Below are 15,787 nucleotides of genomic sequence, written 5' to 3' on the forward strand. Positions count from 1 at the left end.
TTTAGCCTAGGGACTCTGTTTGCATGAATCTGTTATACAATGGTAAAATGAAAGTTGAGACTATATAGGAAGTGAAAAAATTCATGGTAAACCTATTAAATAAATTATTTGATTTCAATAAACGTGAACTAAAAAAATTAGAAAAAATCGCTGACCAGGTTGAGGGATTCGCTTCTCAAATGGAACAGCTTTCAGATGATCAATTACAAGCGAAAACAGAAGAATTTAAAAAACGCTTTGCCGACGGAGAGCCTTTAGAGTCGATTCGTGCGGAAGCTTTTGCGGTATGTCGTGAAGGGTCAAAGCGTGTGTTAGAGATGTACCCATTCCGTGTACAAATTATGGGTGCTGCGGCATTAGATGAAGGTAATATTGCGGAAATGAAAACTGGTGAAGGTAAAACGTTAACGGCTACGATGGCTGTTTACTTGAATGCCATTACTGGTAAAGGCGTACATGTTGTGACAGTCAATGAATATTTAGCAGGTCGTGATGCTGAGGAAATGGGACATCTGTATAATTTCTTAGGCTTAACGGTTGGTTTAAATTTGAACAGCCTGTCAAAAGAAGAAAAACGTGCAGCCTATGAAGCTGATATTACGTATGGTACAAACAATGAGCTAGGCTTTGACTATTTACGTGATAATATGGTGCTTTATAAAGAGGAACGTGTACAACGTCCGCTACATTTTGCGGTCATCGATGAGGTTGACTCGATTTTAATTGATGAAGCGCGTACGCCATTAATTATTTCGGGGCAGGCTGGGAAATCAGCGCAGCTTTATAAACAGTCTAATGCGTTTGTTCGTATGTTAAGTGCGGAAACGGATTACACATATGAAGAGTCGACAAAGGGTGTTACATTGACAGATGCTGGTGTTGAAAAGGCAGAGAAAGCATTTGGCATTGATAACCTATTTGATTTAACACATGTACGTTTAAACCACGCGATTAACCAATCGTTAAAGGCACATGTAAGTATGCATAATGATGTTGATTATGTTGTGCAAGAGGGCGAAATCATTATTGTTGACGGCTTTACAGGTCGTTTAATGAAAGGTCGTCGTTACTCAGATGGGCTGCATCAGGCGATCGAGGCCAAAGAGGGTGTAGAGATTCAAAATGAATCGATGACGATGGCGACAATTACGTTCCAAAACTACTTCCGTATGTATCAAAAGCTTTCGGGTATGACAGGTACAGCGAAAACAGAGGAAGAGGAATTCCGTAATATTTATAATATGAGTGTTGTGGCGATTCCAACGAATAAGCCGATTGCTCGTGATGACCGTCCTGACTTAATTTTTGCTTCGATGGAAGGAAAATATAAAGCGGTGGCGGCAGATATTGCAGAGCGCCATAAAGCTGGACAACCAGTTCTTGTTGGTACGGTTGCTATTGAAACATCTGAAATTATTTCGGATTTATTGAATAAACATAAAATCCCACATAACGTCTTAAATGCGAAAAACCATGAGCGTGAAGCAGAAATTATTGCGAATGCTGGTACGAAGGGTGCCGTAACAATCGCTACGAACATGGCTGGACGTGGTACAGACATTAAGCCTGGAGAAGGTGTAATGGAGATTGGCGGTTTAGCGGTAATTGGTACGGAGCGTCATGAATCTCGTCGTATCGATAATCAGCTGCGTGGTCGTTCTGGTCGTCAAGGGAACCCAGGGGTTACTCAATTCTATCTGTCACTAGAAGATGAATTAATGCGTCGTTTTGGCTCTGATAATATGAAAAACATGATGATGAAATTAGGGATGGATGATTCACAGCCATTACAATCTAAAGTTGTTTCAAGAGCAGTAGAATCAGCTCAAAAACGTGTTGAAGGTAATAACTTCGATGCTCGTAAACGTTTATTACAATATGATGATGTGCTACGTCAGCAACGTGAGATTATTTATCAAGAGCGTTACGACGTATTAGAAACTGATAATATGCGTGTGCTTGTTGAGTCGATGATTCAAGAAACAATCGATAACATTGTCGCAGTGTATACGCAAGGTGAGCAAAAAGATTGGAACTTAAAAGCGATTGATGACTTTGTCGCAGCAAACCTATTAGATGAAGGCGTTCTGAAGGTGGAAGATTTCCAAGGTAAATCTGCAGAAGAGATTAACCAACTAATTTCGAACGCTGTCCAAGTACGTTATGATGAAAAAGAAGAACAGCTGACATCAGAGCGTATGCGTGAATTTGAAAAGGTTATCTTATTACGTTCAATTGATACGAAGTGGATTGATCATATTGATGCTATGGATCAGTTACGTCAAGGTATCCATCTTCGTGCATATGGTCAAAATGACCCGCTTCGTGAGTATCAACAAGAAGGCTTTGCTATGTTTGAAGATATGGTTGCTTCTATTCGCGAAGATGTAGCAAAATATGCGATGAAAGCAGAAATCCATAATAATTTAGAGCGTGAGGAAGTTGCAAAAGGTCAAGCTGTTAATCCGAAAGAGGATGGCGGTTCAGCTCCGAAAAAACAACCTGCCCGTAAAGCTGAAAATGTCGGACGTAATGATTTATGTCCATGTGGAAGCGGTAAGAAATTTAAAAACTGCCATGGTGCAGCTCAATAAGTGTATGATGACGAAAAAGATCATCTTAACGATAAGTTAAGATGGTCTTTTTTCTATGTTTGAGGATATCTTCACGTCCGATCTCCTTACTGAAAATTTTGATGTTAGTTAGTCGATGAAAGGGAGGAGCCTTTTCCTAAGCACATTGCACTTCACAATGCCTGAGAGCAGACAACGAGAAAAGGTTTGACCATTTATACTTTGCTATAGAGTTTGTAAGTATATTAGAAAATTCAGAAAAAGATATATAATACTACAACAATAGGTAAATAGTTCAATAAAAAGGGTAATGATTATAACTTTTTTCTGATTTATTATGAATGTGAAGCAATAGTCTGAAAGTTTCAAAATGGGGAGCGGAGGGGGTGATTGATATGCGGAGATAAAAATCCTCGAGAACTGTAGTCATGGGAAGACCTTCTCGAGGAAATACATTGGAGTATACCAATATATTCATTAGTATACTCCTCTTTACTAGAAAAAATAAAGGAGGGTTAATAATGCAATGTGCTGACATTATGAGTAGCGAAACGATGCTGTATAAGCCGGAGTATGATGCCTTGGGAAACTTGTGCACGCGCGTAATTGAAAGAGATAACGAATATATTTCAAAATTAGCGCCGACAAAATTAATGGATTATAATCTCCGATATTTTGGTTCAAGCTTAAGAGGGGCTTTCGATGGCTCGAGAATGATACTAGGAAAGCTGAATAAAAATCCAATAGTTGTTCATGAACGAAGTAATATTGTATGGTTTCCAAGTAAGTCTTATATACGACCTGAATGTCAATGGTTTGCTGTCCATCATATCCAGGACTATCAAGCTATGGATAAAAAGAATACAAAAGTATTTTTTATGAACGGCTATGAAATTGAGGTGGATCTAAGTTTCAGATCATTTGAATACAGAATTCAAAGAGCGTATTTACTAAAATATAAACTGGAGAAACGAACGAAGTTACTAGTTCAATATGATCAAGGTAGAGTATTCCAGCGAATGACGAACAACGTGATCTTTGACGAAGAAATTCAAAATGATTGAAACAAAACAAACGATGTCGTAAAAAAGTATGTTTTCCTTCGTAAAAACGTTATAATAAAGAGATACGGGGTTTCAAAGAAGTGGTAGAAGTATTTTAAAATCATTTCTTAATGCTTTTAAAAAACAGAATGGTTGTTATAAAAGTGCCCCATTAAAAACGTTCGGAGGATTTAACAATGATTGAATTAGCAGATGTACGTAACGCGTTAGACACTTCAGCCAAAAAATTGGCGGACTTTAGGGGGTCTCTTTGACTTAGAAAACAAAGAGGCACGTATGCAGGAATTAGATGAAATGATGCTTGAGCCAGGCTTCTGGGATGACCAGCAAGGGGCGCAGGTAATCATTAATGAGGGCAATGGCTTAAAGGCAATTGTTAATGAATATAAAGATTTAGTGGAAACACACGAGAACCTAGATATGACGCTAGAGCTATTACAAGAAGAGCCTGATGAAGAATTGCAAGAGGAGCTAGGCAATGAATTAGCAGAATTCCAGCAAAAAATGGGCGATTTTGAGCTGCAATTACTATTAAGTGGCCCGTATGATCAAAACAATGCGATTTTAGAGTTGCACCCAGGAGCAGGTGGGACGGAATCTCAGGATTGGGGATCAATGCTACTTCGTATGTACACACGCTGGGCGGAAAAACGTGGCTTTAAAGTGGAAACAGTTGATTATCTTCCTGGTGACGAGGCAGGTATTAAATCTGTAACATTGTCTATTAAGGGTCATAATGCTTACGGCTATTTACAAGCAGAAAAAGGTGTCCATCGATTAGTACGTATTTCACCTTTTGACTCTTCGGGTCGTCGTCATACATCATTCGTATCTTGTGATGTTATGCCTGAATTCGATGATAATATTGAAATTGATATTCGCACAGAAGATTTAAAAATTGATACGTATCGTGCAACAGGAGCAGGTGGTCAGCATATTAATACGACAGATTCAGCTGTTCGTATTACGCATACTCCAACTGGTACTGTCGTACAATGTCAGGCAGAACGTTCACAAATTAAAAACCGTGAAAAAGCCATGACGATGTTAAAAGGGAAGCTTTATCAATTAGAGATTGAAAAACAGCAAGAACAGCTAGATGAAATCCGTGGTGAACAGAAGGAAATCGGCTGGGGTTCACAAATTCGTTCATACGTATTCCATCCTTATTCAATGGTGAAGGATCATCGTACAAATGAAGAAACAGGTAATGTAGGAGCGGTGATGGATGGCGATTTAGATCCATTCATTAATGCATACTTACGTTCAAAAATCGGGTAATGAAGTCCCCTCAGAGGCACAGTAAAATTGTGCTTTTGAGGGGGTTTTTTCTTCACTTAGTAGAAGATTCAACCTCTGCAGCTGCGTTAGCACTACGTTTTTGCACAAAAGACATTTGCCGCTGCCGCTTCGCTTTCGCGCAAAAAACATCTGTTGGTCTAAAGCCTCCGAACGCAATGACGTACGCCAAGGCGAAATTGATTGCTTTAAAAAGGTGGGTGATTCGGGGTGTCCTGACTAATCTGCTTGCGCTCATTCATGTAATGTTTATATAACATCGATGCATTGACAAATTGCTTGCTCATCGAAGCATATTGAATGGGTAATTCAATCTGTTTATCGTTTTTCAGTGTGACGATACAGCCCGTTTTACTAGGTACAATATTCGAAATGGCGTGAAGTCCAATCCAGATGTTGTGGATAGAGTTTGGCGAATAGATTGGTAGAAAAATACACGGATAACCATAATCATAAGCAACAACGATTGGAAGCTTATGCTGATTGCCGAAGAAGCGTTTGGCGGAATGTTTTGCTGCTTCATAGGTTGTTCCTAGTGAAATACAAGATTTTCGTAATATATGCATTGGCTTCCGTGTGACGATCAGTTCATTATGCTTATCAATTACCCGAGTGAAAATTTTAGAGTCGTACTGAACTGGTTGAAGTAAATAGGTGTTAAAAGAAAGTAAATATCCATTGACGTAGTTTGCTGACATCTATGTAAGCCTCCTTTTCTATTTATTCTTGAAGTGTAAAACACAAAATTAAATTCAGAAAATATAGATAAACGAAGGAGGTCCGTGCTATTTCAAGCAATTGCTTAGAAAAATTGCTTAAAATAGCACGAGAATAATAGTAAATCGAAATGATTTTCAGTTCTTAAACATTGCATTTTAATTTCAATTTTCTTATAATTTAGAAAAGGATCGAGGTGAGATCGTTGGATAAATATTATTCGTATACAGATTTTCTAAAAGCCGTTGGTCAGACAAAGAAAGTTGATGAGGCAGAGAAATTATTAAACGAGATTTATTTAGATTTATTTTTAAATCATATCCAGCGTAAGCATCGTGAAGAGCAGCTCATGGTTCTGATAGATAGAGCACTCGATGACAAAGATGAAAACGCATTTCATCTATACGCAAACGAACTAGTAACTTTACACCAAGATACAACTGAATAATATGACGAGCCCGCTCTCTGTTATTGGAGGGTGGGATTTTTTTGCTATTTTTTTGCGAGATTGGTGATAGGAACCCTCGAATTCGTTAGGAATGTAGAGCAAGTACCTGGTCTCTTTTGTAGAAAAAAGATTTATGTATACACCGTTATAGAAGTAAAGTGTCCTAAGTTGTGTCTCTTCTTTTAAAATTTTTCTCCAAAATTTTTTTATAGTGTCACAAATCCCCATTAATTTCAGTTATATAGGTTAGAAAGGAGGGGAGACATTTGACTGTACCGAATAAATCCAAGGAAAATGCCAATTTAGATATAAAATCTATCGTGGAACAAGTTCAAACAGGTGATATTCATGCCTATACAGAAATAATTCGTTGTTTTCAAAAACCAATCTATATTTACTGCTATTATCTTTTAGGAAACAAAGAAGAAGCTGAGGATGCTACACAAGATATTTTTATAAAGGGCTTAGAGAATATTAATAATTTTTCTTATACTGTTTCCTTCTCAGCATGGCTTTATAAAATTGCTCATCATCACTGTATTGATTTAATAAAAAAGAAAAATAAAGGCTATAAATTTTGGACAGGTTTTAAGAAAGATCATGCGCACAATCACACGCAGGAACAAGAATTTCAATATGACGATATCATTCATGAGTTGTTAGAACAGTTAAATGTGGACGAAAGAAGGATTCTGCTACTTCGATCGATAGAGGAATATAGCTTCGACGAAATCGCTTCTATTATGGAACTTAAACCGACGACTGTTCGAAAAAAATATGAACGATTACGTAAAAAATTGATGAAGAAGAATAAGTTAGGAGGGGAAATTTATGAGCACTCGTTCAAAACAGGAGGATAAAGAGTTAAATCAGTTAGAAAGATTAATCCGAGAAACCCCAATGGAAATTGATTTAGTTAATCGTACAATGAACAAATATGAAAGCAGTCGTTATACAAAGCAGTCAGAAAGTTCTAGAACCCCTAAGAAAATCCGTCAAAGAGTGATGATGATAGTAGCCTCGGCAGCAATCATTTTTAGCCTTGTATTTGTCACTAGCTTAATTTCACCAACGATGGCTGCGACGATCAAACAAGTTCCTGTACTTTCATCTATTTTCAAACTTGCTGGTGATCTTGGTCTGCAAATTGCTGATGAAAAGGGACTCTCAACTAAACTGAATACAATTGTTACTCATGATGATTTTACATTAAATGTATCAGAAGTAGTGTATGACGGTGCACGTGTTTCAATAGGTATTGAACGCCTTCATAAAGAAGATGAGAAGGAAACGTTAATGGAACGTATCAATAATATCGAATTGCTAATTAATGATGCTCCTGTTAAATCTATTGGAATTGTTATGAAACCAGGTAAAGATAATGATTCTGCTATTATTGAGCTTTCTGATCTGAGAAATCAGGGAGGAAGTCCTTTCCCAGAGCAGTTTGATTTAACAGTATCGGCTACAATAGCTGGTATACAGGATCCTTTCAAAATTGATATTCCTGTGAATAAAATCGAAAACTATCTGACTTTACAACCTAATGTAAGTCGAGAATACAAAAACATTCATTTTAGTGTTGAAAAAGTCGAATTTACACCAATAACGACAGGATTAACTACACGAGTCGTTTTGACTGACAACTCAATTTTCACACTACCTTTACTAACGATGGGTGTAGATATTTTTGATGATCAAGGCCATAAACTTAAATTGATTGGCGGAGATGGTTGGAATGCTACAAATGGAAACATTCATATTTCTGATCGTAGATTCCAACCATTTGAATCTATTCCCAAAACAATAACCCTTAAGCCGTATATACATCTCTTTGATGAAAAAGAAATGTGGGTATATCAAATGAATGAAAATGGTGACCCGAAGATTCAATATATTCCTGAGCTAGAGGTTACACTACCGATTAACTCCCAAAAATAAAAAAGTAGAGAAAGTGAGGTTTGTCTCACTTTCTCTACTTTTTAGTATTTCAAAATATTTACTTTGAAAGTGTAAATATCATGTGGATCCCTATTAGATTTAAAAGCTTTCCCTCGAGCCGACTCCCGCCTTGCAACTAATACACTGACAATACCAATTTATTACAATATAAGTAGCTTCAATGAAGATATTATGTTTAATATCTTTTTTGACAAGTAAAACCTAGAAATATTCTCTTTTTTGTTGAACTATTTTGAAAAAAGAAAAATATGCTAAATTTAGCATTATGTGAATAGCAAAATGCAGAATAAAGGTGCTCTTTTAGGAGCTTAATAGGGAATTCGGTGCAAATCCGCAACTGTTTCCGCAACTGTAAGTGTAGATGACTACAGAAATTACTACTGTCAAACGAGGAAAAATGCCTCCAGTAGATGGAAAGGTTCTGAATAGGATACACGAGTCAGGAGACCTGCCTTTATTCCATCGTATTAACTCTCTTCGGAAGCTAGGAGAACTTACGGCAAATAGATGGACAGGCAAATTGTGTTTTTTGGCCTTTTTCTGTTTTCCTTAGATGCTCTCCCTTTTATTGGACAAGCATCTTTTTTATTTTCCGAGTTAATTGCAAATATATTCACTATAACAAGGTCAGGAGGAGAGAAATGGACGTTTATAAGAAATGGTTGAATATAGCGATTGTCTTTATCTTATCATTTTCGCTATTGTCGCCTGCTGCTCTAGCAGATACGCAGCAAATTGAAACTAGTGAGTTAGAATCTAGCTCCCCTATTAAATCTAATGGTGAAGAAGCTAGCGTCTTCCCAGAAATCACGAGTAATACAGATGAAGAAGTAGTAATTGATAAATCATCATTACAAACGGCAATTGAGAAGGCAGAGCAAAACAAAGCACCCGTAAAAGTAAGTGATGATGGAAAAGATATAGACCCTGCTGATTACTGGGTAACTCAAACTGAACAAGATGTGTATACAAATGTAATCGTATCTGCACAACAACTATTAGCAGATGAACATGCAATTCAAGAAGACATTGATGCGAAAGTATTTACTATTGAAAATGGTAGTAATAAAGCAATTATTACATCAGAAAGTATTCAAAAATATCTTGAAAAGAACATTAAAAATTTTGTTATTCAAAGTGAAAAGAACTTCAAAATAGAAGTACCTACTTCAATTTTTAGTGGCATTAAGCTTACTGAAAAAGAACAATTAAAGGCATCCGTAACGAAAGATGCTAAAAATAAACAATTCACTGTCACATTCGAAATTGAGAATGCTGATGGTAAATCAAAGTCAATTTCTATAGATAAAGAATATTTAAAAGTGACATTACCAGCTAACGAATTAAAATCAAATACAGTCGTTTTACAACTTGTTGGTGGCGAATACAAACCTGTTCCACATAAAATTGTGAACGGTGAAATTGTCCTATTCACAAAAACAAGTGGTACCTTCGTTTTAAAAGAAAGTACAGTAACATATAAGGACACTGAACATTATTTAGCATACAAAGAAGAAATAGAATTTTTGGCGAGTCGACACGTTATTCAAGGAACTACATCAGAGACATTCGAAGCGAATATATCAATTACTCGTGCGCAATTTGCAGAATTAGTTAGTCGCGCACTTGGTTTACAAGCAACAGGTGAAAATCCATTTGACGATACAAAAGGTAAATGGTATGCGACAGAAATTCAAGCTCTGTACGAGGCGGGTATTACAAAAGGTTCAACTGCTTCAACATTTAACCCAGAGGTACCAATTACACGTCAGCAAGCGGCCGCATTGATGGCACGCACTTTAGAATATTTAAATGCGGATGTGAAAGCTGGTGGAGAGATTAACTTTAAGGACGCTAACAATATTAGCTCTGAATACCTCCCTTATATTAAGCTATTAAATAGTCTTGATATTATGTCAGGTATGCAAGATGGTTCCTTTGATCCTACTTCTTCAATTACTCGTGGGCAAACTGCGAAAATTTTAAAACGTACGTTAAATATCGCAGGCATCATGTAATTTCTTTACTAACCCAAACGCTCAACGCATTTGGGTTAGTCCCTTTTTAGAGAATGGAGGTTGTTCAAATGAGAAAAAATTATCGATGTTTATCATAGTACTTACTCTGTTACTTTCTGCTGTGACTCCGATTCAGTTAAAAATTCTCCCATCCCTATAGGTGGTGAGATCCAAGCTGATCAGTTCTACTGGTAACCCGAGCAGTTTTTCATTCAAGCTGATCATATCTCCAAGCCACCCGATCAATTCTTCGGTCTACCTGAGCACATTTCTCCCCCTTAGATTCAATCTCCCTAGACTCCGCCTGCATAACCCTTTAATAGACCTGAACCTGACGAGCAATTCATCACCAAACAGTGAAATTTGTGCTAAGTTCAATTTACATCATCTCATCCCGATTAGTTAACATTTGGAAAGGGTAATCTATTTATAGATAGGTTACAATTAACTATTTTGGTACATACGTTCTATAGGATTCATCACAAATATAGAAAATGAAAAAATATTTACAAACATTCGTTCGTTAAATGTTCGAAATTTTAATAATGCTATGCTAAAATATATGTACAAATTGGAAGGAAAGGACGGGGACATGCGTGCAAACATTTGATTTACAAGCGCCATATACGCCTAATGGAGATCAGCCACAGGCAATTGTGGAATTAGTGGAGGGTGTACGTGCGGGTAAACGTCATCAAACATTACTCGGTGCAACAGGAACAGGAAAAACGTTTACGATCTCTAATGTCATTAAACAAGTAAAAAAACCGACACTTATTATGGCACACAATAAAACATTAGCGGGTCAATTATATAGTGAGTTTAAAGAGTTCTTCCCTAATAATGCAGTTGAATACTTTGTCAGCTACTATGATTACTTTCAGCCAGAGGCCTATGTACCACAGACGGATACTTATATCGAGAAGGATTCAAGCATTAATGATGAAATTGATAAGTTGCGTCACTCTGCAACATCTTCATTATTCGAGCGTGATGATGTCATTATTATTGCATCCGTGTCCTGTATTTATGGTCTAGGTTCTCCAGAAGAATATCGTGAAATGGTCGTATCGGTGCGGACTGGAATGGAAATTGAACGTAATCAGTTGCTTCGAAAATTGGTCGATGTACAGTATGAGCGTAATGATGTGAGTTTTACACGTGGTACGTTTCGGGTACGTGGCGATGTAGTGGAAATATTCCCAGCATCCCGAGACGAACAATGTATCCGCGTGGAATTTTTTGGGGACGAGATCGATCGAATTCGCGAGGTGGATGCGTTAACTGGTGAAATATTAGCGGATCGTGATCATGTAGCTATTTTCCCCGCATCCCACTTCGTTACACGAGAAGAAAAAATGCGGAAAGCCATTGAAAATATTGAAAAAGAGTTGGAGGAGCGTCTAGCTCTTTTACGTGCAGAGGATAGATTATTGGAGGCACAGCGTTTAGAGCAACGTACTCGTTATGATTTAGAAATGATGGGTGAAATGGGCTTTTGCTCAGGTATCGAAAACTACTCGCGTCATTTAACATTGCGTGAAGCGGGGGCAACTCCATATACGCTACTTGACTATTTCCCTGATGATTTTTTACTTGTTGTCGATGAAAGTCACGTTACTTTGCCACAAGTTCGAGGGATGTATAACGGTGACCAAGCACGTAAAGGTGTGCTAGTTGAGCATGGCTTCCGTCTGCCATCAGCACTAGATAACCGCCCTTTACGTTTTGAAGAATATGAGAAACATATACATCAAGCTATTTATGTATCAGCAACACCTGGCCCGTATGAGCTTGAGCATACTCCGGAAATGGTGCAGCAAATTATTCGTCCAACTGGGCTGCTTGATCCACAAATTGAGGTACGTCCTATTGAAGGGCAAATTGATGATTTAATCGATGAGATTCAAGGTCGTATTGCTCGTAATGAACGAGTGCTCGTTACGACATTGACGAAAAAAATGTCAGAGGATTTATCAGCTTATTTGAAAGAAATGGGCTTAAAGGTAGAGTACTTGCATTCAGAGATTAAGACGCTAGAGCGAATTGAAATTATTCGCGAGCTACGTAAAGGTACTTATGATGTTCTAATCGGCATTAACTTATTGCGAGAAGGACTAGATATTCCAGAGGTTTCTCTTGTGGCGATTTTAGATGCTGACAAGGAAGGATTTTTACGTTCAGAGCGTTCATTAATTCAAACGATTGGACGTGCCGCACGTAATTCTAATGGTCATGTCATTATGTACGCAGATAATATGACGGATTCGATGAAAAAGGCAATTGAGGAGACGAAACGTCGTCGAACACTACAAATGGCGTATAACGAAGAGCATGGCATTACACCGAAAACGATTGTTAAGAAAATTCCTGATGTTATTCGTGCGACACAGGTAGCAGAGGAAGAAGAGACTTATGTAGCGAAGGCAACAAAAGGTAAGAAGCTGACGAAGGCGGAAAAAGAGCAGTTACTTGCTTCGCTAGAATTAGAAATGAAGGAAGCAGCAAAAGCACTCGATTTCGAACGTGCTGCTGAGCTGCGCGATACAATATTTGAATTGAAGGCAGAAGGGTGAATGGCTTGTGAAAAATACTGAAATAGTCGTGCAAGGCGCACGAGCACATAATTTAAAAAATATTAATGTCACAATTCCCCGTGATCAACTAGTCGTGCTAACAGGTTTATCAGGCTCAGGGAAATCATCATTAGCGTTTGATACGATTTATGCCGAGGGACAACGTCGCTATGTAGAATCACTTTCAGCCTATGCCCGTCAATTCCTTGGTCAAATGGATAAACCAGACGTCGATGCGATAGAGGGATTATCCCCTGCTATTTCAATCGATCAAAAAACGACGAGCCGTAATCCACGTTCGACAGTTGGGACAGTAACAGAAATCTATGATTATTTACGTTTGCTATATGCGCGCATCGGTAAACCTATTTGTCCAAATCATGGCATTGAAATTACTTCCCAAACGATTGAGCAAATGGTCGATCGTTTATTAACTTATCCAGAAAGAACGAAAATGCAGTTGCTTGCCCCAATGGTAGCAGGGCGTAAGGGAACGCACGTAAAGCTACTTGAGGATTTAAAAAAGCAAGGCTTTGTTCGAGTACGTATCAACGGGGAGCTACGTGATTTAGATGATTCGATTGAACTTGATAAAAACAAAAAACATTCAATAGAAGTTGTCATCGATCGTGTTGTGATGAAGGAAGGTATCGCGGCACGTCTTAGTGATTCCTTAGAGACAGCATTACGTTTGGCAGATGGGCGAGTACTTGTCGATGTGATGGAACATGAGGAATTATTATTTAGTGAGCATCATGCTTGTCCATTATGTGGATTTTCAATCGGGGAGTTAGAGCCTCGTATGTTTTCATTTAATAGTCCATTTGGAGCTTGTCCAAGTTGTGATGGTTTAGGCTCGACACAAGAGGTAGATCTTGATTTAGTAGTACCCGATTGGGATCGAAGTTTATTAGAGCATGCGATAGCACCGTGGGAACCGACAAGCTCTCAATATTATCCACAGTTATTAAAGGCTGTGTGCGATCATTATTCTATCTCAATGGATGTACCCGTAAAGGATCTTCCGAAAGAAAAGATGGATAAAGTTTTATATGGTTCTGGTAAAGATAAAATCCACTTCCATTATGAAAATGAATTTGGCAATGTGCGAGATCAAATGATTGAATTCGAAGGTGTTGTACGTAATGTGGAGCGCCGTTTTAAGGAGACAACGTCTGATTACGTGCGTGAACAAATGGAAAAATATATGGCGCAGCAAGCATGTCCATCTTGTAAAGGATATCGCTTAAAGACTGAAACATTAGCTGTAAAACTAGCAGATAAGCATATTGGTGAAGTTACACAGTATTCGATTCAAGAAGCTGATACATTTTTCAAAGAGCTGGATTTATCAGAAAAGGATATGAAAATTGCTCGACTTGTTTTACGCGAAATTGAAGAGCGACTTGGCTTCCTTGTCAATGTAGGGTTAGATTACTTAACGTTAAGTCGAGCTGCAGGAACACTTTCAGGGGGAGAAGCTCAACGAATTCGCCTTGCGACACAAATCGGCTCACGTTTAACAGGTGTGCTCTATATTTTAGATGAGCCATCAATCGGGCTGCATCAACGTGATAATGACCGTCTTATTAGTACACTGCAAAATATGCGTGATATTGGCAATACGCTTATTGTTGTCGAGCACGATGAAGATACAATGTTAGCGGCGGATTATCTCATTGATGTTGGTCCTGGTGCAGGTGTACATGGTGGTCAAATTGTAGCGGCAGGAACACCGCAGGAAGTAATGGAAAATGAAAAGTCATTGACGGGGCAATATTTAAGTGGCAAGAAGTTTATTCCACTACCAATTGAGCGACGCAAACCGAATGGACGCAAATTATCGATTAAAGGTGCCAAGGAAAATAATCTTCGAAATGTGAAAGCGGATATACCACTTGGCTTATTCGTTGCCGTAACAGGGGTTTCTGGATCAGGTAAATCAACACTTATAAATGAAATTTTATATAAATCGTTAGCTCAAAAGCTAAATCGTTCAAAGGTGAAGCCAGGAGAACATAAAGAGGTAACGGGGATGGAAGAGCTCGAAAAGGTTATTGATATTGATCAATCACCAATCGGTCGTACACCTCGCTCTAACCCTGCTACGTATACAGGCGTTTTCGATGATATTCGAGATGTTTTTGCAACAACAAATGAAGCGAAGGTACGTGGCTATAAAAAAGGTCGCTTTAGCTTCAACGTTAAGGGAGGTCGCTGCGAGGCTTGTCGTGGTGACGGTATTATAAAAATTGAAATGCATTTCCTACCAGATGTTTATGTGCCATGTGAAATCTGTCATGGGAAGCGTTATAACCGTGAAACACTTGAAGTGAAATATAAAGATAAAAGCATTGCGGATATTTTAGATATGACGATTGAAAACGCAGTCGTATTCTTCGAAAATATTCCGAAAATCCAGCGTAAGCTACAAACGATCGTGGATGTAGGATTAGGTTATATGAAATTAGGACAACCTGCCACAACGTTATCTGGTGGTGAGGCACAGCGTGTAAAATTAGCCTCTGAATTACACCGTCGTTCAACGGGTAAATCATTCTATATTTTAGATGAGCCGACAACGGGCTTACATGCACATGATATTGCACGTTTACTCGTTGTTTTACAGCGCCTTGTAGAAAATGGCGATTCAGTGCTAGTCATCGAACATAATTTAGATGTCATCAAAACAGCAGACTACATTATCGATTTAGGACCTGAAGGTGGAGACAAAGGTGGTACGATTGTGGCGACAGGTACACCAGAAGAAGTAGCTGAAGTCAGTGGCTCTTATACAGGTAAATATTTAAAGCCAATATTAACAAGAGATCGTGCGCGTATGGAAGCTGTTTTAGCCAAGGCTTCTCAATAAAGTCCATAGACTCTAAAAAAGTTCGCAAATTTCCTAAGGGGATTTGCGAACTTTTTTACGATAGGGGCATACTACGCAGGTGGATGTCGATAAACTTCAAAAGTTGGGTGATAAAACGTAAAAGTTTGTCGATAAAAATCAAAAGTTGGGTGATAAAATTCAAAAGTTAGATGATATTATATTAAAACGGAAATCAACCCCACGTTATGGTAATGAGCCTAAAAAAAGATATATTCCCAATTTTTCATTTTTTGGTGA

Annotated in this window: 11 protein-coding genes and 1 riboswitch; of the genes, 9 read left to right on the forward strand and 2 right to left on the reverse strand. The window is 38.1% G+C overall.

The features are described from left to right. Positions 1–83 precede the first annotated feature (83 nt). The 3 genes from secA (at position 84) to prfB (ending at position 4,918) form a co-directional block, all read left to right on the forward strand. Positions 84–2,594, forward strand: coding sequence for a preprotein translocase subunit SecA (secA, locus tag ACFCYJ_RS04590; RefSeq protein ID WP_376071276.1), 2,511 nt, complete (start codon positions 84–86; stop codon positions 2,592–2,594). Positions 2,595–3,094: 500 nt separating this feature from the next. After that, on the forward strand, positions 3,095–3,637 hold the full coding sequence (locus tag ACFCYJ_RS04595) for a competence protein ComK (protein WP_376071279.1): 543 nt from the start codon (positions 3,095–3,097) through the stop codon (positions 3,635–3,637). A gap of 176 nt (positions 3,638–3,813) precedes the next feature. After that, positions 3,814–4,918, forward strand: a protein-coding gene (prfB, locus tag ACFCYJ_RS04600) for a peptide chain release factor 2 (protein WP_376071281.1) whose coding sequence is annotated in 2 segments (ribosomal slippage) — positions 3,814–3,888 and positions 3,890–4,918 — 1,104 coding nt in all. Because the reading frame shifts where the segments join, the coding sequence is not laid out codon by codon here. Between the two features lie 52 nt (positions 4,919–4,970). On the opposite strand, the gene ACFCYJ_RS04605 is transcribed toward prfB, so the two are convergent. Both ACFCYJ_RS04605 and ACFCYJ_RS04610 read right to left on the reverse strand, forming a co-directional pair. Further along, positions 4,971–5,108 (reverse strand): hypothetical protein, encoded by a 138-nt coding sequence (locus tag ACFCYJ_RS04605; protein ID WP_376071283.1) that lies wholly within the window; start codon positions 5,106–5,108, stop codon positions 4,971–4,973. 16 nt (positions 5,109–5,124) lie between these two features. Continuing rightward, entirely contained in the window at positions 5,125–5,634 is a 510-nt protein-coding gene (locus ACFCYJ_RS04610) for a competence protein ComK (protein ID WP_376071286.1), read from the reverse strand. A 224-nt stretch (positions 5,635–5,858) separates the two neighbouring features. On the opposite strand from ACFCYJ_RS04610, the gene ACFCYJ_RS04615 reads away from it, so the two are divergent. The 6 genes from ACFCYJ_RS04615 to uvrA all read left to right on the forward strand — a co-directional run bounded on the left by ACFCYJ_RS04615 (position 5,859) and on the right by uvrA (position 15,529). Continuing rightward, positions 5,859–6,101 carry an IDEAL domain-containing protein gene (locus ACFCYJ_RS04615; protein WP_376071660.1) on the forward strand — a complete coding sequence of 81 codons (243 nt, stop codon included), beginning with the start codon at positions 5,859–5,861 and terminating at the stop codon, positions 6,099–6,101. A gap of 266 nt (positions 6,102–6,367) precedes the next feature. Beyond that, the gene (locus ACFCYJ_RS04620; protein ID WP_376071288.1) at positions 6,368–6,961 is read left to right on the forward strand and encodes an RNA polymerase sigma factor; all 594 of its coding nucleotides are present in this window, start codon (positions 6,368–6,370) and stop codon (positions 6,959–6,961) included. Next, positions 6,933–8,042, forward strand: coding sequence for a DUF4179 domain-containing protein (locus ACFCYJ_RS04625; RefSeq protein ID WP_376071291.1), 1,110 nt, complete (start codon positions 6,933–6,935; stop codon positions 8,040–8,042). Before ACFCYJ_RS04620 ends, ACFCYJ_RS04625 begins: the two co-directional genes overlap by 29 nt. Before the next feature lie 294 nt (positions 8,043–8,336). Beyond that, positions 8,337–8,533, forward strand: a riboswitch (cobalamin riboswitch). Between the two features lie 171 nt (positions 8,534–8,704). Then, positions 8,705–10,081 (forward strand): S-layer homology domain-containing protein, encoded by a 1,377-nt coding sequence (locus tag ACFCYJ_RS04630; protein ID WP_376071293.1) that lies wholly within the window; start codon positions 8,705–8,707, stop codon positions 10,079–10,081. Between the two features lie 596 nt (positions 10,082–10,677). Then, positions 10,678–12,657, forward strand: a complete 1,980-nt coding sequence (uvrB, locus tag ACFCYJ_RS04635; protein WP_376071296.1) for an excinuclease ABC subunit UvrB — start codon at positions 10,678–10,680, stop codon at positions 12,655–12,657. A gap of 7 nt (positions 12,658–12,664) precedes the next feature. Further along, complete coding sequence (uvrA, locus tag ACFCYJ_RS04640) at positions 12,665–15,529, forward strand: excinuclease ABC subunit UvrA (protein WP_376071299.1); 2,865 nt, start codon at positions 12,665–12,667, stop codon at positions 15,527–15,529. The last annotated feature ends 258 nt before the right edge of the window (positions 15,530–15,787 follow it).

Source organism: Lysinibacillus sp. NPDC056232, from assembly GCF_042267565.1.
Taxonomy (GTDB): domain Bacteria; phylum Bacillota; class Bacilli; order Bacillales_A; family Planococcaceae; genus Lysinibacillus.

What these genes read in the sequence shown, in the direction of transcription:
- ACFCYJ_RS04595 (WP_376071279.1), top strand. Translation starts at nt 3,095, where the DNA reads ATGCAATGTGCTGACATTATGAGTAGCGAAACGATGCTGTATAAGCCG.
- ACFCYJ_RS04630 (WP_376071293.1), top strand. Translation starts at nt 8,705, where the DNA reads ATGGACGTTTATAAGAAATGGTTGAATATAGCGATTGTCTTTATCTTA.
- ACFCYJ_RS04625 (WP_376071291.1), top strand. Translation starts at nt 6,933, where the DNA reads ATGAGCACTCGTTCAAAACAGGAGGATAAAGAGTTAAATCAGTTAGAA.
- ACFCYJ_RS04610 (WP_376071286.1), bottom strand. Translation starts at nt 5,634, where the DNA reads ATGTCAGCAAACTACGTCAATGGATATTTACTTTCTTTTAACACCTAT.
- secA (WP_376071276.1), top strand. Translation starts at nt 84, where the DNA reads ATGGTAAACCTATTAAATAAATTATTTGATTTCAATAAACGTGAACTA.